22 protein-coding genes are annotated in these 23,034 nt (G+C 61.6%); 13 read left to right on the forward strand and 9 right to left on the reverse strand.

Going from position 1 to position 23,034, the window contains the following annotated elements; translation table 11 throughout:
• Window positions 1–6: 6 nt before the first annotated feature.
• Genes argE through ACEN42_RS25200 form a run of 4 tightly spaced genes read right to left on the reverse strand, consistent with a single transcriptional unit; the run spans window position 7 to window position 3,676 of the window.
• Window positions 7–1,170 carry an acetylornithine deacetylase gene (argE, locus tag ACEN42_RS25185; protein WP_371884707.1) on the reverse strand — a complete coding sequence of 388 codons (1,164 nt, stop codon included), beginning with the start codon at window positions 1,168–1,170 and terminating at the stop codon, window positions 7–9.
• Window positions 1,163–1,840: a DUF1028 domain-containing protein gene (locus ACEN42_RS25190; protein WP_371884708.1), complete on the reverse strand. Its 678-nt coding sequence runs from the start codon at window positions 1,838–1,840 to the stop codon at window positions 1,163–1,165. Before ACEN42_RS25190 ends, argE begins: the two co-directional genes overlap by 8 nt.
• Window positions 1,841–1,860: 20 nt before the next feature.
• Window positions 1,861–2,295 carry a RidA family protein gene (locus ACEN42_RS25195; RefSeq protein WP_029672428.1) on the reverse strand — a complete coding sequence of 145 codons (435 nt, stop codon included), beginning with the start codon at window positions 2,293–2,295 and terminating at the stop codon, window positions 1,861–1,863.
• A 31-nt stretch (window positions 2,296–2,326) separates the two neighbouring features.
• The gene (locus ACEN42_RS25200) at window positions 2,327–3,676 is read right to left on the reverse strand and encodes a flavin-containing monooxygenase (RefSeq protein ID WP_371884709.1); all 1,350 of its coding nucleotides are present in this window, start codon (window positions 3,674–3,676) and stop codon (window positions 2,327–2,329) included.
• Window positions 3,677–3,851: 175 nt separating this feature from the next.
• Between ACEN42_RS25200 and ACEN42_RS25205 the strand changes: the two genes are divergently transcribed.
• From ACEN42_RS25205 to ACEN42_RS25230, 6 genes are all read left to right on the forward strand, one after another.
• Window positions 3,852–4,778, forward strand: coding sequence for a LysR family transcriptional regulator (locus ACEN42_RS25205; protein ID WP_029672430.1), 927 nt, complete (start codon window positions 3,852–3,854; stop codon window positions 4,776–4,778).
• 173 nt (window positions 4,779–4,951) lie between these two features.
• Complete coding sequence (locus tag ACEN42_RS25210; protein ID WP_371884710.1) at window positions 4,952–6,091, forward strand: Rieske 2Fe-2S domain-containing protein; 1,140 nt, start codon at window positions 4,952–4,954, stop codon at window positions 6,089–6,091.
• Window positions 6,092–6,110: 19 nt separating this feature from the next.
• Entirely contained in the window at window positions 6,111–7,292 is a 1,182-nt protein-coding gene (locus ACEN42_RS25215; RefSeq protein WP_029672432.1) for an ABC transporter ATP-binding protein, read from the forward strand.
• Window position 7,293: 1 nt separating this feature from the next.
• Window positions 7,294–8,340, forward strand: a complete 1,047-nt coding sequence (locus ACEN42_RS25220; RefSeq protein WP_029672433.1) for an ABC transporter substrate-binding protein — start codon at window positions 7,294–7,296, stop codon at window positions 8,338–8,340.
• A gap of 26 nt (window positions 8,341–8,366) precedes the next feature.
• A complete protein-coding gene (locus tag ACEN42_RS25225) occupies window positions 8,367–9,620 on the forward strand; it encodes an ABC transporter permease (RefSeq protein WP_371884711.1) in 1,254 nt (417 codons plus the stop codon).
• Between the two features lie 14 nt (window positions 9,621–9,634).
• On the forward strand, window positions 9,635–10,462 hold the full coding sequence (locus ACEN42_RS25230; protein WP_371884712.1) for an ABC transporter permease: 828 nt from the start codon (window positions 9,635–9,637) through the stop codon (window positions 10,460–10,462).
• A gap of 632 nt (window positions 10,463–11,094) precedes the next feature.
• Here ACEN42_RS25230 and ACEN42_RS25235 read toward each other — a convergent pair.
• Window positions 11,095–11,823, reverse strand: coding sequence for a Crp/Fnr family transcriptional regulator (locus tag ACEN42_RS25235; protein WP_029672391.1), 729 nt, complete (start codon window positions 11,821–11,823; stop codon window positions 11,095–11,097).
• A gap of 778 nt (window positions 11,824–12,601) precedes the next feature.
• Here ACEN42_RS25235 and ACEN42_RS25240 point away from each other — a divergent pair.
• The 5 genes from ACEN42_RS25240 (at window position 12,602) to ACEN42_RS25260 (ending at window position 17,228) form a co-directional block, all read left to right on the forward strand.
• Window positions 12,602–13,453: a class II aldolase/adducin family protein gene (locus ACEN42_RS25240; protein ID WP_371884713.1), complete on the forward strand. Its 852-nt coding sequence runs from the start codon at window positions 12,602–12,604 to the stop codon at window positions 13,451–13,453.
• 76 nt (window positions 13,454–13,529) lie between these two features.
• Window positions 13,530–14,852 carry an MFS transporter gene (locus tag ACEN42_RS25245; protein WP_371884714.1) on the forward strand — a complete coding sequence of 441 codons (1,323 nt, stop codon included), beginning with the start codon at window positions 13,530–13,532 and terminating at the stop codon, window positions 14,850–14,852.
• A gap of 103 nt (window positions 14,853–14,955) precedes the next feature.
• Window positions 14,956–15,276, forward strand: coding sequence for a pyrimidine/purine nucleoside phosphorylase (locus tag ACEN42_RS25250; RefSeq protein ID WP_250486458.1), 321 nt, complete (start codon window positions 14,956–14,958; stop codon window positions 15,274–15,276).
• Between the two features lie 82 nt (window positions 15,277–15,358).
• A complete protein-coding gene (locus ACEN42_RS25255; protein ID WP_371884715.1) occupies window positions 15,359–16,378 on the forward strand; it encodes a type IV toxin-antitoxin system AbiEi family antitoxin in 1,020 nt (339 codons plus the stop codon).
• Window positions 16,356–17,228: a nucleotidyl transferase AbiEii/AbiGii toxin family protein gene (locus ACEN42_RS25260; protein WP_238212416.1), complete on the forward strand. Its 873-nt coding sequence runs from the start codon at window positions 16,356–16,358 to the stop codon at window positions 17,226–17,228. Before ACEN42_RS25255 ends, ACEN42_RS25260 begins: the two co-directional genes overlap by 23 nt.
• A 3-nt stretch (window positions 17,229–17,231) precedes the next feature.
• Here ACEN42_RS25260 and ACEN42_RS25265 read toward each other — a convergent pair whose 3' ends face one another.
• Window positions 17,232–18,248, reverse strand: coding sequence for a 1-aminocyclopropane-1-carboxylate deaminase (locus tag ACEN42_RS25265; protein WP_238212418.1), 1,017 nt, complete (start codon window positions 18,246–18,248; stop codon window positions 17,232–17,234).
• A gap of 144 nt (window positions 18,249–18,392) precedes the next feature.
• Here ACEN42_RS25265 and ACEN42_RS25270 point away from each other — a divergent pair, with 144 nt between their 5' ends.
• Together ACEN42_RS25270 and ACEN42_RS25275 are read left to right on the forward strand one after the other, a co-directional pair.
• A complete protein-coding gene (locus ACEN42_RS25270) occupies window positions 18,393–18,935 on the forward strand; it encodes an Lrp/AsnC family transcriptional regulator (RefSeq protein WP_371884716.1) in 543 nt (180 codons plus the stop codon).
• A gap of 89 nt (window positions 18,936–19,024) precedes the next feature.
• Complete coding sequence (locus ACEN42_RS25275; protein WP_371884717.1) at window positions 19,025–19,852, forward strand: cupin domain-containing protein; 828 nt, start codon at window positions 19,025–19,027, stop codon at window positions 19,850–19,852.
• Here the strand turns inward: ACEN42_RS25275 and ACEN42_RS25280 are convergent.
• The 3 genes from ACEN42_RS25280 to ACEN42_RS25290 all read right to left on the reverse strand — a co-directional run bounded on the left by ACEN42_RS25280 (window position 19,830) and on the right by ACEN42_RS25290 (window position 23,029).
• The gene (locus ACEN42_RS25280) at window positions 19,830–21,236 is read right to left on the reverse strand and encodes an amino acid permease (RefSeq protein WP_374191207.1); all 1,407 of its coding nucleotides are present in this window, start codon (window positions 21,234–21,236) and stop codon (window positions 19,830–19,832) included. The genes ACEN42_RS25275 and ACEN42_RS25280 overlap by 23 nt on opposite strands.
• A 66-nt stretch (window positions 21,237–21,302) precedes the next feature.
• On the reverse strand, window positions 21,303–21,650 hold the full coding sequence (locus ACEN42_RS25285; RefSeq protein WP_371884718.1) for a cupin domain-containing protein: 348 nt from the start codon (window positions 21,648–21,650) through the stop codon (window positions 21,303–21,305).
• A 14-nt stretch (window positions 21,651–21,664) separates the two neighbouring features.
• Complete coding sequence (locus ACEN42_RS25290) at window positions 21,665–23,029, reverse strand: NAD(P)/FAD-dependent oxidoreductase (protein WP_371884719.1); 1,365 nt, start codon at window positions 23,027–23,029, stop codon at window positions 21,665–21,667.
• Window positions 23,030–23,034 lie beyond the last annotated feature (5 nt).

A 23,034-nucleotide genomic window follows, 5' to 3' on the forward strand; every position in this document is an offset into this window, starting at 1 on the left:
GAGTAATCAGGCTATGGTCGAGAGATGGTCCGCGAGCCGTATCAGCATCGCGTCGCAATCGCGGAGTTGTTCGACGGTCACGAACTCGTCGGGCTTGTGTCCCTGATCCATGCTGCCGGGACCGCATACGACCGTCGGAATGCCGGCATGATCGAAGAGTCCGCCTTCCGTGCCGAACGCCACCGTGCCGAAATCCGATGAACCGCTGAGCAGCGCGAGCAGACGCGCGGCTTCGCTGTCGGGCGGCGTCGCGAGTCCGGGATAGGCGGACAGCGCTTCGAGGGTGATGTCGGTGTCGGACTTCACGGTGCGCATCTTCGGCAGCAGTTCGGCTCGCGCGTATGTCTGCAAATCGTCGGCAACCGTGCTGGCGTCGAAGCCCGGCAGCGCGCGCACTTCGAAGTCGAATTCGCATTCCGCCGGCACGATATTGAGCGCGCGGCCGCCCTTGATCGTTCCGGTCTGCACGGTGGAATACGGAGGATCGAAACGCGCGTCGTGATGCTCGGGTTGCGCGAGCTTCTCGCCGATCTCTTCCAGACGATTGATGAGGCGTGCCGCGTATTGAATGGCATTGACGCCATACGGAGCGTATGCGGAATGACACGGCGCGCCCTTCACCTGACAGCGCATCGCGAGCTTGCCCTTGTGCCCGAGCACCGGTTTCAACGACGTCGGCTCGCCGATCAGACACAGCACGGGCTTGTGCGCGCGTTGCGCCAGTTGCGCGAGCATCGGCCGCACGCCGAGGCATCCGACTTCCTCGTCGTAGGAAAAGGCGAGATGCACCGGCAACCTGAGTTCGCGCTTCAGCAGCATGGGCACCGCGGCCAGCACCGACGCGAGAAAGCCCTTCATATCCGCTGCGCCGCGGCCATACAGGCGACCGTCCTTCTCGGTGAGGCGGAATGCATCGACGGTCCACGGCTGGCCATCGACCGGCACGACATCCGTATGTCCCGACAGCACGATGCCGCCGCGATCGCGCGGTCCGATCGTCGCGAACAGATTCGCCTTGGTGCGCTCCGCGTTGTAGAACAGCTCGCTCTCGACGTCATGCTGCGCGAGGTAGTCACGAATAAATTCGATCAACTCAAGATTCGAATCGCGGCTGACGGTCGCGAAGCCGATCAGCCGTTCGAGCAGATCGCGGCTCGTCATCTCATTCATCGCCCGGCACTCCGTAGCTCGGCGCGGCGGTCGGATTCAATGCACGGGTCACGTAGTCCTGCATCTGCGGCTTGTATGCCTGCCAGAGACCATCGAGCTTGCCGATGGGATCTTCATCCGCCCAGTCCACGCGCAGATCGACGAGCGGCCAGCTTTGCTCGCCCGCGATCTTCAGCGCCGCCGAATGCACGGGGCCCGCTTCTCCGCCCGCTGCGATCGCCGCATGCATCGCGGCGAGAAGCCGGTCCGCGAGATGGCCGGATGCGTTCTCGAACGCGGGAATCATCGCTTCGATCACGTGAACGCCCGCGAGCATGTTGCCCGCCGCGACGCATTGCCTGCCCGCGACCGCGTGAAACGTGCCGAGCGCCTGCTTGCCGCTGAAGAACGCGGTGCGGCCCTGCGCATCGACCACGGTCACTTGCCGATACTCGCTCCATTCGTTCGCGGCCAGCGCGCGATCCAGCGCCGCCGAGGGATCGAGCTTCGCGCTTTCCATGTGGTCGAGAATCTGCGAACCGAGCGCGGGCAGTGTGATGTTCTGCGTCGCGACCGCACCGACGCCCGCGCGCACCCACGGACAACGCGCGCCCACCGCGATGCTCGATGAACTGATCGCGATGCCGAGCTGCCCTGTCTCTTCACATCGTCCGACGATAGAAAAAGTCATGTGCCCTCCTTTTACGTCGCTCAGACCTGAGGCGTCCATCCATCGGGAATGACGGCGATCACGTCGATCTCCATCAGCCATTCGGGCTGACCGAGCGCCACGACGGTGAGGCCCGTCGAAATCGGAAACACGCCTTTCAGCCACTTGCCGACTTCGCGATACACCGGCTCGCGATAACGCACATCGGTGAGATAGGTCGTCGTCTTGACGATGTGCGAGAGATCGCTGCCCGCCTCTTCGAGCAATTGCTTGACGTTTTTCATCGCCTGTTCGGCCTGCGCGCGCGGGTCGCCGAGACCGATCAGATTGCCGTCGAAATCCGTGCCGATCTGACCGCGCACATAAACGGTATTGCCCGCGCGCACGGCCTGGCAAAGATCGTTATCGAGCGTCTGATTCGGATACGTATCCTTGGTGTTGAACATGCGGATACGGGTATGCGTGGGTTGGCTCATCGAATGCACCTTGATACGGGATTGTTTGAAATCAGTTGACGCCCATCTCGCTGACCTTGTGCACGCGCGATTCGCCCGGTGCGGCCTCGACGCTTTCGACACGCGTCTCGTCTTCGTGACGTTGCGGCGCGTCGTAATACGCGAGGTATTTGCGCTGCGTGACGATGTGATCGGCGATATGTTTCGCGTCGTGCCACACGCCCCAGATGAACGCGGAGCCACGGCGCGACAGCCACGGCAAGCCGAGGAAATAGATGCCCGGCTCTTTCGCGACGCCGCGCTGATGTTTCGGCTTGCCTTTGTCGTCGAATGCATCGACTTGCAGCCAGGTGAAATCGACGGCATAACCTGTCGCCCAGATGATGGACGTCACGCCCTCTTTCGCAAGATCGAGTTCGAAGAGCGGATGCGTCATGCATTCCGGATCGGAGGGAATGTTGCGGGCTTCGGGCTCTTCGGGAAGATCGAGTCCGTTGCGTCGTGCATAGGCGTCGGCGGCATCGAGCAGCGACAGATAGTTCTCGTCGCCACGGCGGATGTTGTCAGCGAGATCGGCTTCGAACGTGACGCGGGTATCGTCGAATGATTTCGTCAGGCCGACGAGCGTGATGCCCTGATGCGCGAGACGCCTGAAGTCCACCGTATGACCGCCGCGCGCGCCGCTCACCGCGATCGTCACGTGCTCGCGGCCGGGCTTCATCACTTCCGCGTCCCACTCGCCGAGCACGCCGAGCCACCAGCAGAAGTCGCGTCCGCGATAGCCGCGCGGCGGACGATCGTGCGCGCCGACCGACAGATACACGCGGCGGCCCGCGCGCTGCAGTTCATCGGCGATCTGAACGCCCGACGATCCCGCGCCCACGACCAGCACGCCGCCTTCGGGCAATTGCTGCGGATTGCGATAGTCGGCGGAATGGATCTGCGTGAGCGCTGCACTCGTCGGCGCGATCGGCGGAATCACGGGGCGCTGAAACGGCCCTGTCGCCACGACGACGCGATTCGCTTCGATCGTTCCTTCAGAGGTATCGACGGTAAAGCCCGGCCGCCCTGCATTGCGCACGACCTTTTTCACTTCGACGCCCGTGCGAATGGGCGCATCGAACTTCTTCGCATAGTCGACAAAGTATTCCGCGACCTGCTCTTTCGATGCGAACGCGTTGGGATCGAAATTCGCGAATTCAAGATTAGGGAAACGATCGTGCCATGCGGGACCATTGGCGACGAGCGAATCCCATCGGCCCGTGCGCCAGCGCTCCGCGATGCGATCGCGTTCCAGCACGAGATGCGGCACGCCGAGCTTGCTCAGATGTTCGCTCATCGCGACGCCCGCTTGTCCTGCGCCGACCACGAGCGTGTCGATTGATTTCCTTTCCACTGTCATGGCTATGTCCTTCCGAAAGGCCGTTGTATCCGTGATGTCTTGGTGAAAATCTACGCGCCCCGTCCAAATCTGAAAAATATATTTAAAAAATGCATAGCATCGGATTTGGCTATGCAGTGAATTTTGAGCGCTTCACAATGCGGCACATCGAAGCATGATCTCTGGAGCATCGTCGATGGAAATCCATCCCCTGCGCTACTCGCTGCGGCAGTTGCGCTATTTCGTCGTCACGGCGGAAGCGTTGTCGTTCACCGCGGCGGCGAAACGACTGCATATCTCGCAGCCGTCGATATCGACCGCGCTCGCCGATCTCGAAGAATCGTTCGGCGTGCAACTATTCATCCGACGTCACGCAAGCGGCCTGTCGCTTACGCAGGCGGGCCGCGATCTGCTCGGCCAAGCGCGCAATCTGCTGAAGATCGCGGAAGAACTGCAAATGGCCGCGAAGGAAATGGATGGCGGCATGACCGGCTCCATCGCGCTCGGCTGCCTCGTTTCGCTCGCGCCGCCGTTGATGCCGGGTCTCATCAGCCACTTCACGGCCGGGCATGCGGGCATTTCGTTTCGCACGGTCGAAGCACATCAGGATGGTTTGCTGCGCGGCCTGCATGACGGTTCGCTCGATATCGCGCTGACCTATAGCCTGGACCTGACCGAAGACATCGCCTTCACGCCGCTGATTTCCTTGCCGCCATATGCGATCCTGCCGAAGACGCATCGCCTGGCCCGGGCGCGCAAGGTATCGCTCGCCGACTTGCTGCCGGAGCCATACGTGATGCTGGATCTGCCGCATAGCCGCGAGTATTTCGCCGCGCTCTTCGATGCGGTCGGCAGCCGCCCTGTGCCCGCCTTTCGTTCATCGCAGCCGGAGGTCGTGCGCGGCATGGTGGCGAACGGTCTCGGCTACAGCATCCTCAATTTTCCGCTCAAATCGAATCGCACGGTGGACGGCGAAGACTTCGTGATTAAGCGCTTCAAGGACAACGTCAACGCGACCACGCTGGGCATCGCGCAATCGCGCACGATGCGCCCGAGGCAGGTCGTGCATCGCTTCTCGTCCTTTTGCGAGACTTATATCCGGCGGCTGCATATCGATACATGATGCGCGCATCGAATGGAGAAGTTATCCGCGCTGCATAGGCAAAAGCTTTGTTTTGTATCCGAAAACAATATTTTGGCTGGCAATTTGGCTTGATAGATTGATGTCCATGCCGAGCGCAACGCCTTCAAACCTCGCGTTGGCGCGCTTCCACGGGAAGGCACATGGAGAGCCTCATGACAAGGACGATCGCGGTGCAAACGCTCATCGACCAGTTGCGGTCGAATTGCGAACGACCATTCAGCGATGCGCGCGCCATGCCGCCCGGTGTCTATACATCGCCTGAGTTTCTGTCGCTCGAAGAGAGTGAAATCTTCGCGCACGAATGGCAGTGTGTCGGCCGCGCCAGCGCGTTGAAAGAGCCCGGCGACTATTTGACGGCGCAGATCGGCGAACAACCGATCGCCGTGTTGCGCGACGAGCAGATGCAACTCAAGGCGATGTCGAACGTGTGCCTGCATCGCATGTCGGTGCTGCTCGAAGGGCGCGGCAACAAGCGCCGTATCGTGTGTCCGTATCACGCATGGAGCTATGGGCTCGACGGCGAATTGAAGGGCGCGCCGCTCATGGACAGGCAAGAAGGCTTCTGCAAGGAAAGCTATACATTGCCCGCTATTCGCTGCGAAGAATGGCAAGGCTGGATCTATGTGACGCTCGATGAAAACGCGCCGCCCGTTCAAAAGCAACTGGCCGAATTGAGCGAACTCGTCGGTGCTTACGGCATGACGGACTACATCGAAACTTTCTATGAAGAGCACGTGTGGGACACGAACTGGAAAATCCTCGCGGAAAATTTCATGGAAAGCTATCACTTGCCGATGCTGCATCGCGCAACCGTAGGGCCGCATTCCAGGCTCGAAGAAATGGAATGTCCGCCAGGCTATCCCGCGTTCAACTATCACTGGATCACGAAAGAAGCGAGCTTACCGATCGGCAATGCGCATCCGGACAACACGCGCTTATCGGGTCACTGGCGCAAGACGACCGCGCTGCTCGCGATCTATCCGACGCATCTCGTGACGCTCACGCCCGGCTACTTCTGGTATCTCGTGCTGCAACCGCGCGGCGTCGGGCAGGTGCATATCCGCTTCGGCGGCGGGCTTGCGCCTGAATTCATCGCCGATCCGGAAGCGAACGCGCACATGACGACATTGAAGAAGCTGCTCGACGAAGTGAACGCGGAAGACAGGCGCGGCGTGCAGGCAGTGTTTCGCGGCGTACATGCGCCGCTCGCAAAGCCCGGCAACCTGAGTCATCTCGAACGGCCCAATTACGACTTCGCGCGCTATATCGCGTCGAAGCTCGCACAGCACTGAAAGACAGGACGCGATCACGATGTCAGACCCTTCCTTCATCTCCTTCTCGGGCGTGAGCAAATCGTACGACGGCGCGCACTATGTCGTGGAGGACCTGAACCTCGACGTGCGCAAGGGAGAGTTTCTTTCGCTGCTCGGACCGTCGGGATCGGGCAAGACGACCACGCTCATGATGCTCGCGGGCTTCGAAACGCCGACGCAAGGCGAGATTCGCCTCGATGGCCGGCGTCTCGACGACAAGCCGCCGCATCAGCGCGACATCGGCATGGTGTTTCAGAACTACGCGCTCTTTCCGCATCTGACGATTGCGGAGAACGTCGCGTTTCCGCTTTCCGTGCGGCACGTGAGCCGCGCGGAGCAGAAGACGCGCGTCAAACGCGCGCTGGAGATGATCGAGTTGCCGCATCTCGCGAACCGGCGTCCCTCGCAGCTTTCCGGCGGCCAGCAACAGCGCGTCGCGCTTGCGCGCGCACTCGTGTTCGAGCCGAGCGTCGTGCTGATGGACGAGCCGCTCGGCGCGCTGGATAAACGCCTGCGCGAAACGATGCAATACGAAATCATGCGGCTGCATCGCGAACTCTCGCTGACGATCGTCTACGTGACGCACGATCAGGCCGAAGCGCTGACGATGTCCGACCGCGTCGCCGTCTTTTCCGATGGCCGCATCCAGCAGGCCGCCACGCCGAGCGAGCTTTACGAGAACGCGCAGAACGCATTCGTCGCGAACTTCGTCGGCGAGAACAACGGGCTCACGGGGCGGGTCACGAGTGTGAACGACGAATGGGCGACGCTCGCGCTGTCGGACGGCAGCGTCATTCGCGGACGCTGCGAACACGGCCTGCGCGCCGGCGACGAAGCGATGCTCGCGCTGCGTCCCGAGCGCGCGCATATTCCGGGCGCGGAAGGCGTGCAGCCCGACGAGCACAGCAACGTCGTGCGCGCCTGCGTCGAGGAACTCGTGTATTGCGGCGATCATCATCGCGTGCATCTGAAGCTGGGCTCGCGCGATTCTCTCGTCGTGAAAGTGCCCAACACTCAGCGTCATGCGTTGCCCGCAGCCGGCAGCACGATCGAAATTGCATGGCGTCACGACGACTGCAAGATTCTCGCGATGATGGCGCCAAAGAGCGCCCCCGCGATTGCCCCAACCACACCGCCGTCACCTTCCCTCATCTCGACCGCACCCGCAGGAGCCAACTGACATGCGCACTCACATCAAAGCACAATGCGCCGCACTCGCAGTATTTGCGTTTGCAACCATCCCGACACACGCGGCGGAGACGCTTTCCGTCGTGACTTTCGGCGGCGCGTACGAAGCCGCTGCGAAGAAGGCCTGGTTCGAACCGTTCACACAGGCTACGGGCGTGAACTTTTCGACCGAATCGTACGACGGCGGCCTGGCCAAGCTCTCCGCGATGGAGCAGGCGAAGAACACGACGTGGGATCTGATCGATCTCGAAACCAACGACGCGATCACCGCATGCGATGAAGGCCTGCTGCAGAAGTTCGACAAGAAGTCGATCGGCAAGACGAGCGATTTCATCCCCGGCTCGATCAGCGATTGCGCGGTCGCGAGCATGGTGTGGTCCACCGTCTATGCCTACGACGCGAGCAAGCTGAAGACCGCGCCGAGCACCGTCAACGACTTCTTCGACCTGCAGAAATACCCTGGCAAGCGCGGCTTGCGCAAGTCGCCGAAGGTGTCGATGGAATGGGCGTTGATCGCCGATGGCGTCGATCCGAAAGACGTGTACAAGGTGCTCGGCACGCCCGCGGGCGTCGATCGCGCCTTCAAGAAGCTCGACACGATCAAGAAGAACATCGTGTGGTGGGAGTCGGGCGCGCAGGCGCCGCAACTGCTCGCCGATGGCGCGGTCGTGATGGTGCAAGCCTATAACGGTCGCATCGACGATGCCGCGAAGAAGGACAACAAGCCGTTCAAGGCGGTCTGGGACGCGCAGGTCTACGACTTCGAATGGTGGGCGATTCCGACGGGCGCGAAGCACGCCGATACGGCCGCGAAGTTCATCGTGTCGCAAGCGCAGCCGAAAGCATCGGCTGATCTGTCGAAGTACATCGCTTATGCGCCGCCGCGCAAGGATGCGGTTGCGCTCGTCGACAAGCAGCGTCTCGCCGACATGCCGACCGCGCCGGATAACTTCAAGCGCGCCGTGCAGATCAACGCGAACTTTTGGGCCGATAACGCCGACCAGATCAACAAGCGCTTTCAGGTGTGGCTGACGCAGTAACGCCGTTCAAGGACCAGAGGGACCTCATGCCTGCATCGATCCACGCGCCCGCCTCCGGTTCTCCGACGAGAGCCGACGGCCGCGCCTCGTTTCAAAGAGCGCGCCGTCGCGCATCGGTGCAGGCGTTGTTGCTTGCATTGCCGCTGATCGTTTTTCTGCTGTCGACGTTCATCGCACCGATCGCGCTCTTGCTCGCGCGCAGTGTCGAGAACAGGGAAGTGCCGGGCAGCATGCCCGCGCTCGCTCGCGCGCTCGATGCGTGGGACGGGCGCGGCGTGCCCGATGAACATGTGTTCGCACTGCTCGCCGCCGGGCTCAAGGATGCGCAGCAGAGCGGACAGCTCGGCACCGTTGCGCGCAGGCTCAACTTCGCGCAGCCCGAATTTCGCAGCCTGTTGATGCGCACCGCGCGCAGCGTCCGCGACGACACGCCGCCCGCGTGGAAGCCGGCGTTGATCGAGATGGACGAACGCTGGAATTCCCCTGAAATATGGCGTCTTTTGAAGCGTGCGGCCACATCGCCGACGCCCGACTATCTGCTCGCCGCCGTCGATGCGCAAGTGACGCCGCAAGGCAACCTCGCCTTCGTGCCGGATAACTCGTCGGTGTATCGGCAGGCGTTTCTTCGCACGATATCCATCAGCGCGTCCGTCACGCTCCTGTGCCTCGTGCTCGGCTATCCGGTCGCGTGGCTGCTCGCCAATCTTCCGGCGCAAAGCAGCAACCGCCTGATGCTCTTCGTGATCGTGCCGTTCTGGACGTCGCTGCTCGTGCGCACGACGGCGTGGTATGTGCTGCTGCAACCGGGCGGCGTCATCAACGGTCTGTTGGCGGGTCTCGGCCTCGCGACGCATCCGGTGCCGCTCATCTTCAATCGCACGGGCGTGTTGATCGGCATGACGCATGTGCTTCTGCCGTACATGATTCTCGCGATCTATTCGGTGATGAAAGGCGTATCGCCCGTGTACGTGCGCGCGGCGCAATCGCTCGGCGCGCATCCGTTCACCGCGTTCGTGCGCGTCTATATTCCGCAAACGCTGCCGGGCGTCGGCGCGGGCTGCTTCCTTGTCTTCGTGCTCGCGCTCGGTTACTACATCACGCCCGCGCTGCTCGGCGGCGCTGGCGATGAAATGATCAGTCAGCTCATCGCGCTGCAAACGAACACGCAGCTCAACTGGGGACTCGCGGGCGCGCTTTCCGCGTATCTCGTGATCTTCACGGCGATCTTCTATTTTCTGTTCAACCGCATCGTCGGCATCGACCGGTTGCGCTTCGGTTGAGGAGTCTTTCTTCCATGACAGAGCAACGCAACAAGGTACTGACGGAACGCATCGCATCGCGCTGGGTGCGCGTGCATACCGCGATCGTGCTGTTCTTTCTCGTCGCGCCGATTCTCGCGATCATCCCGCTTTCGTTCAACTCGGGATCGTATTTTTCGTATCCGTTGCAGGGCTTTTCGCTGCGCTGGTATGAGCAGGCTTTGACTAGTTCGGACTGGCAACGCTCGTTATTGAACAGCATCGGCATCGGCGCGGCATCGACGTTGATCGCCACGTGTCTGGGCACGCTCGCGGCGCTCGGTCTTTCGCGTACGCAGTTTCCGCTGCGCTCGGTGATCATGCCGATCATCATCTCGCCGATGATCGTGCCGATCGTCGTCGTCGCGGCGGGCTTCTATCTGATCTTCGCGCCGCTCGGGCTCGTGAATTCGTATCCCGGCGTGATTTTCGCGCACGCGGCGCTGGGTACGCCGTTTGTCGTGATTACCGTGACGGCTTCGTTGTTGTCGTTCGATCAGAGTCTGTTGCGCGCGGCTTCCGGGCTCGGTGCGAAGCCTTGGACTGCGTTTCGGCGCGTGACTTTGCCGCTCATTACGCCAGCGGTCGCCACGGGCAGTGTGTTCGCTTTCGCGACTTCGTTCGATGAAGTGATCGTGATTCTGTTTATCGGCGGGCCGGATCAGCGGACCGTGCCGCGGCAGATGTGGAGCGGTATCCGCGATTCGATCGATCCGTCGATTCTCGCGGTCGCGACGATGTTGATCGTGTTTGCTGTGGTGCTTTTTGCTAGCATCAATTGGTTGCGAGGGAGGGCGGCTGCGGCCAGTCGTGGGGTTGTTTGATGGGCTTTTTTGCCGCCGGATCCCGGTTTGTTATTGGTCTATTAGCTCTGCCCCTGTGCGGGGCGGCAGTCACTTTCTTTGCTGCTGCAAAGAAAGTAACCAAAGAAACAGCTATCCCCAGCCTAAGCACTTCACACCGGCCGCGGCACAGGCGATTGGCCTAATGGCCCGGCAGTAGCGAGTGCCCCCACAAGCAGATAACAGCTTGGACCGCGCACGGTCTGCCGCACCAAATGTTTAAGCGCGCTGGTTCAGCACCAAATAGCTCCAGCCCGCTTCGCGGCCGATGGGTCAATCGGGTTCGTGCGCGCTTCTACTTCGGTTTCCCTTGCATACCCAACGGCAGCGCGTAGCGCTGTGCCGAAGCTATTTCGTGCTGAACCAGCGCCCTAAGCCTTCTAGCTTGTCAGACCGTGCGCGAGCCAAGCCCGATTGGGCCTTTGAGGGTGACACTTAGGCGAGTGCCACGGGCGGCTGGCAAGCATGGCCAAACTGCGTGTGACCGCGGGCTTAAACGAGCTGCTTTCTTTGGTTACTTTCTTTGCAGCAGCAAAGAAAGTGACTGCCGCCCCGCACAGGGGCAGCGCTAATAGACCGACACGAATACGGGACCCGCGGCGAAAGAGACATCCTTAAACCACCGCTTCAGCCCGCCGCGGCAACATCCGATCAAACTCCCGCTTGACGATGCCATAACACTCGCAAGCACGCTCCTCGAGCCCCGCACGATCCAGAATCTTGATGCAACCACGGCTGTGATGAATAAGCCCTGCATCATGCAGCTTGCCAGCTGCCTCAGTCACGCCTTCACGGCGCACGCCCAACATATCGGCGATCATCTGCTGCGTAACACGCAATTGATCCGACGGCGTGCGATCCGTCTGGATCAGCAGCCAGCGGCACAGTTGCTTCGACAGCGAGTGATGACGATTGCACGCCGCCGTCTGCGCCACTTGCGTGAGCAGGGCTTGCATGTACAGCAACATCACGCGACGCAGGAAGTCCGAGCGGCCGAAGTGCTCACGCAACGCCCCAGCGCTCATGCGATATGCGAAGCCCGCGCATTGCACTTGTACGCGCGTCGGCATGGTGTCGCCGCCCGTCAGCACCGGAACACCCGACATCCCTTCGCGTCCGACCGCCGCGACTTCGACGGAGCCGCCGTCTTCCATCGTATGCAGAAGCGAGATGATCGCCGTGGTCGGGAAATACACGTGGTGAATGCGCTGGCCCGAATCGCACAGCAACTGTTCCGTGCGCAATTGAACGAGTTCGAGATGAGGCGCGATGGCTTGCCATTCCTGTGCCGGAAGCGCGCCCAACAGATGATTGCCGTGCAGGTCTGATTGAAGAGTCAACATTTTATTAGTCTCGTGCGTGTGCGCTTCGCGCTTTTGATTTCTTCTGGCTCGCAACAGGATTCGTGTATGCATCTGTCGGCGTACATCGAACCCTGTTGCGACCAGCCCCGTAGCACGAATTCACCGCTCTTATCTGTTGTTGAAGGATCGCGGTGACCTTCGTGCGTGGTCATACATTAGCGAGAGGTGTGCCAGCGCACGCCAATCCTTATACCAACTGGGGTTTGCGCGAGTCCGCACGTAGCGCGCGGCAACGTGCGCTCAAGTACGAACAAAATTGATTCAATCGTGAAAGGCGTCCTTCATACGGATCGCACAGGAAGCTCAACTGACGCCAAACGTTTTCGTCTGGCTAATACCTTGTCGCACCGGGCTTCAGGTGAAGCGGCTGTCCTCAAAACGCTGCTGATTGCACGCCTCAAAGCCTTGTCGCGGTGGAAACGCGCTCCGCTCGCAAAATGTTGCAAACGTGGTTAACGGCTTTGTGCGCAGCTTTTGAAGGCCTTACGTTGCGTTGGCGCCGAGCCTTATGTGGCGGGCCTCTGCGGGATTCGCCCAAGTATTGGTCCCGGGGCTCGCGTGATCGGGGGCGGATTTGCGGCGACGCGAAAAACGTTGCATTGCTTATACCTAAGGGCATTGGCAACTCCGCAGAGGCTTCAAAAAGCCCAAGCATGAATGTGGCTCATGTTTCCTTGAACAACCTTCGTTTGTGCGCAAGCATCGCTCGCGGCACCATGCGTGGCATACCCACTTTGATCCGCATGGAGCGAAAAAGATGAGCGACGTCATGGAGACTCCCGCAAAGAGCGATTCGGCAATCGACCTCAAAGGCCGCGTGTCGATTTATCAGCCGGAACAGGAAGGCCTGATCTTCCCCGAGGTGCCGACGTTTTCGAGCCACGCCGAACATCGCAAATATCTGAAGGAGCGCCTCGTCGCTGCGTGCCGCGCGTTCGCGTTGCACGGCTTCGATTACGGTTTCGCGGGTCATCTCACCGTGCGCGATCCGGAAAATCCGTCGCTTTACTGGACCAACCCGATGGCCGTTCACTTCGCGCAAGTGAAAGTCTCGAACCTGATCTGCGCCGATCATCAGGGCAACGTGGTCGAGGGCAACTACGCGCTCAATCGCGCGGGCTTCGTGCTGCACGCCGCCGTGCATGAGCAGCATCAGGACATCGTCGCGATGTGCCACGCGCATACCGTCTACGGCACCGCGTTCGCGGCGCTCGGCAAGCCGCTCATCCCGATGTCGCAGGACGCCTGCGCGTTCTTCGAGGACCACGTCGTGATCGGCGACGAAGCGGGCAAGGTCGCGGTCGAAGTGAAGGGCGGCAACAAGGTCGCGAATGCGTTCAAGGGCGTGAAGGCCGCGATTCACCAGAACCACGGGCTGCTGACCGCGAGCCGTCATAGCATCGATTCGGCGGCGTTCTGGTTCATCGCGCTCGAGCGCTGCTGCCAGCAGCAACTGATGGTCGAAGCGACCGGCATCACGCCGAAGCTCGTGCCCGAAGACCGCGCGCGTTACAGCCGCGAGCACGTGGGGAGCGACTACATCGGCTGGCTGCACTTTCAGACCATCTGGAATGATCTGGTTGCGACGCAGCCCGATATGTTCGACTGATCGATCGTTTTTGCCGCAATACCTCGCCTTCGGAGAAAGGCGAGGAGATTCCCTTACAAGATTCGGAGACATCCCCATGACTACGTCGAGACAAGCGTTCCCGGCGTCGCCCGAGTTCGAGCGCGTGGACACTTCGGTGTCCGCGCTCTACGCGAAAGTGACGTGGCGCCTCATCCCGCTGTTGTTCCTCTGTTACGTCGCGGCTTATCTGGACCGCGTGAACGTCGGCTTCGCCAAACTGCAGATGCTGAAGGATCTCGGCTTCAGCGAAACCGTCTACGGTCTGGGCGCGGGCATCTTCTTCATCGGCTACTTCATCTTCGAAGTGCCGAGCAACATCATCCTGCACAAGGTCGGCGCGCGGCTCTGGATCGCACGCGTGATGATCACCTGGGCCATCATCTCCGCCGCGATGATGTTCGTGCAGACGCCCACGACGTTCTATGTGCTGCGCTTCCTGCTCGGTCTCGCCGAAGCGGGCCTGTTTCCGGGCGTGATCCTGTATCTGACGTACTGGTATCCGTCGGCGCGACGCGGCAGGATCATCGCACTCTTCATGACGGGCATTCCGATTTCGGGCGTCATCGGCGGTCCGCTGTCGGGCTGGATTCTTCACGCGATGAGCGGTACGCACGGACTCGCGGGCTGGCAATGGCTCTTCCTGCTCGAAGCGATTCCGTCGCTCGTGCTGGGCTTCGCCATCATCTTCACGCTCGACAAGGGCATCGAGCAGGCGAAGTGGCTCACCGACGACGAGAAGAAGATTCTCGCCGCCAACGTCGCAGCCGATGCGCAGGGCGTCGAATCGCATTCGTTCAAGGACGGCTTTACGAATCCGATGGTCTGGGCGCTGTCCGTGATCTATCTGTTCTTCATCATGGGCCTGTACGGCGTGGGCTTCTGGCTGCCGACGCTCATCAAGGGATCGGGCGTGAAAGACCCGCTGACGATCGGCTTCCTGACGACGCTGCCGTATGCCGCCGCCGCGATTTCGATGATCGTCGTCGGGCGCAGCTCGGATGCGCGGCGCGAGCGGCGCTGGCACGTCGCGGTGCCGGGTCTCATCGGCACGCTGGGCTGGATCGTCGCGGTCATGGCGGGCAGCGGCAACGTCACGCTCGCGATGATCGGCCTCACCATCGCGACGATGGGCGTCATGACCACGCTGTGCCAGTTCTGGTGCCTGCCGACGGCGATGCTCGCCGGCGCGGCCGCGGCGACCGGCGTGGCGGTCGTGAACTCGTTCGGCAATCTCGCGGGCTTCATCAGTCCCTACGTGATCGGCTGGATCATCGACAAGACGCATTCGACGGATCTCGGCGTGTACACGCTCGCGGCCTGTCTCGCGATCGGTGGCTTGCTGGTGTTGTTCATGCCCAGGCGTCTCGTGAACCGCTGATCCGACGACGCTTCGTTCGCAACCGGCGATGCGCTGGAAACCGCATCGCCCTTTTTTGTATGATGGCGGACCAACCATTCCCGACAACCGAAGGACCACCGCCATGACCGCCGCAACGCAATTCGATCAGGTTTCCGTCATCAAACGCGCCAACGTCTACTTCGACGGCAAGTGCGTGTCGCACACCGTGCTCTTCGCCGACGGCACCAGAAAGACGCTCGGCGTGATCCTCCCCGGCACGCTCAACTTCGGCACCGACGCGCCCGAGCTCATGGAAGTGCAGGCCGGCCAATGCCGCATCCGCCTCGACGGCAGCGACGAGTGGAAGACGTATGGCGCGGGCGAATCGTTCTCGGTGCCGGGCAAGAGCCGCTTCGATATCGACGTGGTCGAAACGCTCGACTACATCTGCAGTTATCTCTGAGCGAATTCGCATCGATTGTCCAATTTTTATCGATGTCCACGTTTCGTGTACACTCCATAAAACTGGACAACGAGCCGCACTCATGCCGCCGAACGCCGAGCAACTCGTCGAAGCCGCCGCCGCCGCCTTCAGCGACGCGACCGGCCTCGCCGCGCGCCGCGTCAAACCGCCCGCGCGCGGCGAATACGACGCCGCCATCGAATTCCGCATCGGCGGCGCGCGCGTCAAGCGTCCCGTCGTCGTGCGGGAAAACATCGACCGCTTCAGCGCGCTGTCGGCGTTCGGCGCATCGGCCACGCGCGACGGCGGCGCGAATCCCACACTCGTCACCCTGTACCTGTCGCCGGACATGATCCGCGCGTGCCGCGAACTGGGCATCGATGCGCTCGATCTCGCCGGCAACGCGAGCCTCATCGAAGGCAATAGCGTCGTGATCGTTTCGGGCCGTCCGCGCGCAGCGAAAGGCAAGGCGCATCGTTCCAGAACCTGGACCAAATCGACACTGCGCGTCACGCTGGCGCTGCTCATCACGCCTTCGCTGCTGGAGCGCGGCTATCGCGACATCGCGCAGAACGCGGGCGTCAGTCACGGCACGGTGCAGAACGCCGTGCGCGCGCTCATCGATCATCGCGATGTATTCGAACGGCCCGATGGCCGTGGCCTGCAATTCGCCGACAAGGAACGGCTCATCGACGAATGGGTCACGCTGTATCCGCGGCAATTGCGCGAATCGCTCGTCATCGGGCGATATCGCGCGGAGTCGAACGACTGGTGGCGGGATGCGCCCGACCTGCCCGGTCAGTGCCAGTTCGGCGGCGAGCCGGCCGCAGCGATACTCACGGAGTATCTGAAACCGGCGACGGTCACCGCCTATTGCGCCGAAGCCGCCGTGCCGCGCGAGTGGATCATGCAGGCGCGCTTGCGGCCCGATCCCGCCGGCAACGTCGAATTCCTGCGCGCGCCCGTCGCGCTCGCGCCCATCGACGGATTGCCGCCGAACGTCGTCGCGCCGCTGATCGTGTACGCCGATCTCGTCGCGAGCGGCGACCCGCGCAATCTCGAAACCGCCAGGATGCTGCGTGAACGCTACCTCGCCGCTTGAATTGCTGCCGCATCGCCCGCTCGTCGGCGTCATGTCGACCATGCTGCGCGAAGTCGTCGCCGCATCGGAGGCGACCGGCATCGCGTGGTTCGTCGGCGGCGCGAGCGCGCGCGACATCCTGCTCACGCACGTCCACGATATCGAGGCGACGCGCGCAACCGCCGACATCGACATCGGCATTTCGATTCAAGGCTGGACCGGTCACGACGCGTTGCGGCGCGCGCTGCTCGCGTCGGGCAATTTCACCGCGCCTAAGGGCTCGGCGCATCGCCTGAATTACAGCGCGCCGCAGACCGGCGAGCGCACGTGGCTCGATATCGTGCCGTTCGGCGGCGTGCAGGACGAGCACGGCGAAATCGCGTGGCCGCCGGACGGGTCGGTGCGGATGAACGTCGCGGGTTTCAGGCAGGCGCTCGATACGGCGATCGCCGTGCGCATCGACCGTGATCTCGTCGTGCCGGTCGCATCGCTGCCCGCGCAGGCGATGCTCAAGATCGTCGCGTGGCAGGACCGGCACGCGGCGGATCGCAAGGACGCGATCGATCTGCTCTTTCTGATGGCGCATTACGCGCAGGCCGGCAATCTCGACCGGCTCTATTCCGACGCCTTCGATCTCGTCGAGCGCCACGGCCACGATCCGGATATTGCGGGCGCGGCGCTGCTCGGGCGCGACGCCGCGGCCATCGCGAATGACGGCGACATCCGCGCGCAGATTCTCGCGATCCTGCGCGTGGACGATCCCGCGCCGCCGATCCTCACGCACATGCTCGGCTCACGCATGGCGGTCTTCGAAGCCGATACGTCGGAACGCGTCGCCGCGTTGTTTTACGCATTCCGCGAGGCGTTTTAGCGCTCAGCCGTTGCGGAACAGATAACTGTACGCATTGAGCGCGGGCACGCCGCCGAGATGCGCGTACAGCACCTTCGAGCCTTCGGGGAATTCGCCGTTGCGCACCATCTGGATCATGCCGTCCATCGATTTGCCTTCGTAGACGGGATCGGTCAGCACGCCTTCGAGCCGCGCGCACAGACGAATCGCCTCCAGCGTGCCTTCGTTCGGCAGGCCGTATTCGGGGCCGCCGAAGCGCGTGTCGAGAATCACGTCCTCGCGCGTGATGTCCTGGCCGAGATCGACGAGTTCCGCCGTGTGCTTCGCGATACGCAGAATCTGATCGTGCGTCTGCTGCGGTTTCGCCGATGCATCGATACCGATCACGCGCCGCGCGCGCCCGTCCGCCGCGAAGCCTACGACCATGCCTGCCTGCGTGCTGCCCGTCACCGAGCACACGACGATGTAATCGAAGCTGAAGCCCAGTTCCGCTTCCTGCGCGCGCACTTCCTCCGCGAAACCGACGAAGCCGAGACCGCCCAACGGATGCTCCGAGCAACCCGCCGGCACCGGAAACGGCTTGCCGCCCGCCGCGCGCACGCTGTCCATCGCGTCCTGCCAGCTTTTGCGGATGCCGATATCGAAGCCATCCGCGACGAGCCGCACGTCCGCGCCCATCATCCGCGACATCTGGATATTGCCGACGCGGTCATAGACGGCATCGGAGTAATTGACCCAGTTCTCCTGCACGAGCACGCATTTCATGCCGAGGTGCGCCGCGACCGCCGCGACCTGGCGCGTCTGGTTCGACTGCACGCCGCCGATCGACACGAGCGTGTCGCAGCCTTCGGCGATCGCTTCGGGAATCAGGTATTCGAGCTTGCGCGTCTTGTTGCCGCCGAACGCGAGGCCGCTGTTGCAGTCCTCACGCTTCGCATACAACTCGACCTTGCCGCCGAGATGCGCGGACAGGCGCTTGAGCGGCTGGATGGGCGTCGGTCCGAAGGTCAGCGGATAACGGGGGAAACGTTGCAGGTTCATGATCGGCGTCCTCGTGAGGGTGGAACACCATCGTAGAGATTGTCGCGATCAGCCGGGTTGCGAAAAAAATGTTCTCGGCCTAACGTTTCTGGTGATACTGATGCCGATGCAAATTTTTATTTCGTCCGACACCGAAGACAAGCAATGAAAAAAACCTCATCCGCGCCGAACCCGCATCCGGCGGGCGTGCAGACCGATCGCGTCGATCGCGCGATTTTGCGTCAGTTGCAGCGCGACGCGTCGATCTCGAACGTCGCGCTCGCGGAGAAGGTCAATCTCAGCCCGCCCGCGTGTCTGCGGCGCGTCGAGCGGCTGCGCGAAACGGGACTGATCCGCGCGACCGTCGCGCTGCTCGATCCGAAAGCGCTCGACGCGGGCATGCTCGTGCTGATCGGCGTGATCCTCGACCGCTCGACGCCGGATTCCTTCGCGGATTTCGAAAAGGCCGCGCAGAAAGTGCCCGGCTGCATGGAGTGCCATGTCGTGACGGGCGAGTTCGATTTCTTCATGCTGATCCGCACGCGCGACAGCGAAAGCTTCAACCGGCTCCATGCCGAGAAGCTGCTTTATCTTCCCGGCGTGCGCCAGATCCGCACGTTCGTCGTGCTGCGCGAGGTTCTTTCGACGACCGCGTTTCCGATCGGCGACTCGGCCGGCGCGCGCACGCAGGACATCACCCGAACATAGGGCGACCGCTCGATGCAAAAGGACTCTGTAAAATGCAGCCACATCATGATCTCTGTCTGAGGGCACGCTGCGAAAGCCGAGGTTCATAAGTGACACTACACCGTATTACCGACGTAGCCCGCCTGACAGGAACCAACGTATCCACGCTTCGGTTATGGGAACAGCACGGACTGGTATCGCCGAAACGCTCGGCAGTCGGGCAGCGTGTTTTCGATCAGGCCGATATCGAAAAGATTCGGGCTATACAGCACATGCGGAAAGTCGAAGGACTGAACATGTCCGCGATCCGCAAGGCGCTTGCGGAAAAAGACCTCGACAATGCGCCTGAGTCCCTTGAGCGCGAGCCCGAAACGGAAGGGCTCAACGAAAGCGGACAAAACGGACTGGGCAGCCGCTTCCGGCTGGCCAGACGAAAAGCCGGGTTGTCTTTGCGCGAAGCGGCAGAATCGACCGGGCTCGCCATTTCTTTTATCTCGACCTTCGAACGCACTTCGCAAGGCGCCACCGTCGCGAGCATGCAGGCGCTGGCGCTGTGCTACGGGACGACGGTAACGGATCTGTCTCAACCGTCACGCAGCGAGCCTCACCGCGAGGTCGTCCGAAGCGGGAAAGAGCGCAGTATTGCGGGCTTCGGCAAGAACATCCGCATCCTTCAACTAGCCGAATCGCTCAGCTTGCTCGACTGCCAGAAGTGGGTGCTTCAGCCTGGCGCGGAAAGCAGCGGTTTCTACTCCCACGAAGGCGAAGAGTTTATCCACGTTCTATCCGGTGCATTTCATATCGCAGTGGACGATGTGCAACACGTCCTCGGGCCTGGCGATAGCATCGCTTTTCCGAGCCAGCATCCGCATAGCTGGAAGGCAACGGGTGACGAGCCAACGGTGCTTATCTGGGTCAACACACCCAAGAGTTTTTAGTGGTGTGCGCTTTGCCCTTGCCAATTCCGTAACGCTGCGCGATCAGTCCCATGATCACGATGACGGCCGCGAGACACGACGTGGACAGCACCTCTGCGCGGTAGGTTCCTTCCACTGTCATGGTGACCAGCGCGCCAATCACGAAGGCGATAACAGCCCACGTCAGCCACGGAAACAACCACATCTTCAACTTCAGTTCGACACCTTGCGCCTCCAGTTGCCGACGCATACGCAACTGGCAACAGGCTATCGTCAGATAGACCAGCAACGCGACACAGCCTGTGGTCTGCATCAGGACGTCGTAAAGATCCATCTTGGAACTTGCCATCATATAAACCGCGGTGAAGGCAAAAACGCTCGATATCACGACGGCCACATAAGGCGTACCGGTCCCGTTCGCGGTCCTGGCCATGATCCGGTGTGCATCGCCACGGCCGGCGAGCGAAAAGAGCATGCGCGACGCCGTATAGAGCGACGAATTGAAGCAACTGCAAACCGAAGTCAGCACCACGCAGTTGACGATCAACCGGGCATGGGGAATACCGAGCGCATCCAGTGCGACGGTGTAGCTTCCGCGCGTAGGATCCACCAGCGCAGGATCGTTGTATGGCACGAGGCAGACAACCAGAAAGATCGATCCGACATAGAACAGGATGATGCGCCACACAACCGAGCGAATCGCCTTGAAGATCTCTTTCCCGGGATTGACGGACTCGCTCGCCGCCACCGTCACGACCTCGGCCCCGATCATGGCGAACATCACGCCGAGCAATGCGGTGATGACCGATTTGGGTCCGTTCGGCATGAAACCCGAATCGCTCAGATGGGAGAAGCCGCGCGCATGTCCGAAAGGCCAGAGATGCACGACGGCGAGACTGCCGATCACCAGAAACAAAATGATCGCCGTCACCTTGATCATGCCGAACCAGAATTCGAACTCGCCATAGTTCTTCACGTTCATGAGATTCGTGCCGATAAACGCGAGGGTGAGCATCAGCGCGAAAGCCCAGTCGGGTATCGAAGCGAACCAGGCATGCAGAATCTGGCCAGCGACGTAGGCTTCCCAGCCCATTAACATCGCCCAGAAATACCAGTACAGCCAGCCGATCGTGAACCCCGCCCAACGGCCGATGGCGCGGTCCGCGTAGGTCGAGAACGAACCGGTATCGGGCTGGGCGATCGCCATCTCACCCAACATCCGCATGACGAGAAAGACGAGAATGCCGCCTGCCACGTAAGCGAGAATGACCGATGGTCCCGCGAGCGCGATTTGTTTGCCCGACCCTATGAACAGAGCGGCGCCAATGACTCCCGCGATGGAAATCATGGTCATATGACGTGACTGAAGGCCGCCCTTGAGCGTTCCGTCATGGGAGTTAGACATGGTGTCTCCTTTTGTACTTCTAAATAACTGCGTTTCAAACCGATGCGTTGCCGATCGCCTTTGAAATCAGTCGATGATCAAATAGGATTTTCGGATGTCGTCGCGGATATCCCAGATTCCATTGCAGTTCGCAGGAAAATAGACACTGTCCCCCGCGCGCAACTCGATTGGCGCCTGGTCGTCCGGCGTGAAGAAGCAATGGCCGGCAAGAATATGGCTGAACTCGCGCTTCGTGACTTGCCGACGCCACACTCCACGGCTGCACTCCCAAACGCCGAATGCAACCCCCTCCTCCTCTGAACGCCCATCGTGCGCGGTTCTCGTTCGGGACACTGGGTCGCCAATGGGCGCGGCAACGTCCACCCAAGGTGAAAAGCGCGTGCTGTCTTTATATCGGTAAACAACGGGCTTCATATATTTCGACATCCTTATGATTTATCTTCCAATCCGGACGGGGCAAGCTTTGCCAGCGCGACGTCGAACGTCCTTGGCACCGCGCCCGCCGCTTCCCGGCATTCCTTTCTGCGCACCGCGCCGCGTACCAGCGACCCGCCGATGTATTTGATCGGCTCCGGCGGGAACGTCCGCGCCCGGCGCCCGACGAGCGCGCAGCCGCTCCATTCGTCTTTTCGCTCAAGCGCAAGACTGGCGAGAATCCTTCCGCCAATCCGGCTGGGTCCGACGCCATTACCGCTCCAGCCGACGCCATAGTGAATATGCTGCGTGCCGGAGAGCGTGCCGAACACCGGCAAGCTGTCGTAGGTTCGATCGATCGGTCCGGACCACCTGTGCGTGACGCGCACCCCGGCAAGCATCGGGTAGGTACGCCGGAAGTCCTGCTCCGTCATCGAACAACTCTCGGCGTGGTGGCTGAACGTTTCGTCGATAATCCCGCCTCTGGAGAGCGCCCCGGTTCCCTTGCCGAAGGCAATGCGCCCGTCACGAGTCGTCCGGTAGTAGTTCACCATCAGTTGCGAATCGGTGATCGCCTCGCCTCCCGTCCAGCCGATCGAACGCAGTTGTTCCGGGATCGGCTCGGTCACGACGATGGAACTGTTAACCGGCACGATCAAGCGTGCGATCTCGGGAATGGCCGTCGCCCATGCATTCGTTGCCAGTACAACGGCGTTCGCGCGCACCTGAGCTTTGTCGGTGCGCACGACGGACGGACAATCGCGGCTGATTTCCAGAACGGGCGTGTTCTCATAAATGCGGATGCCGCGTTTCAATGCGAGCCTGCGCATGCCTCGAACCAGCGCCGCTGGCTGTACGGTGCCATTGCTGCGCTCGAATACGCCGGCCCGATGAATACCGGAGCCCGTTCTGCGAGCGACTTCCTCTGAAGCGACCTGTTCGAAGGGACGCACGCCCAGTTTTGCGCAGGCCTCGACCGTCGCGGTCCACGAGTCGCCCTGCGCTTGCGAGGTCGACGTCCACAGCCAGCCGGCGCGCCGGAAATGCGCATCGATAGCGTGCTGCTCGCAAAAATCTCCGAGTTCCTCGATCGCACGCTCTGACGCACGGGCCAAAAACAGCGCCTGCTCGACATCCATGAACGCCAGCAGCGACGCGATTTTCGGCCACCACGACATCACGAAACCGCCGTTACGCCCGGACGCGCCGCCGCCGCAAACGTCACGCTCGAGCACGACGACCTTTGCCGCCGGACTCAGCTCGCGAATGGTCAGCGCCGTCCAGAGCCCGACGAACCCACCGCCCACAACGACGACATCGGCGTCCTCGGATGTGGACAGCGGCGCGGCCACGTCCAACTGCGGCTCGGCATCGAGCATCCAGA

It is taken from the genome of Caballeronia sp. S22 (assembly GCF_964261745.1).
Classification (GTDB): Bacteria; Pseudomonadota; Gammaproteobacteria; order Burkholderiales; family Burkholderiaceae; genus Caballeronia; species Caballeronia jiangsuensis.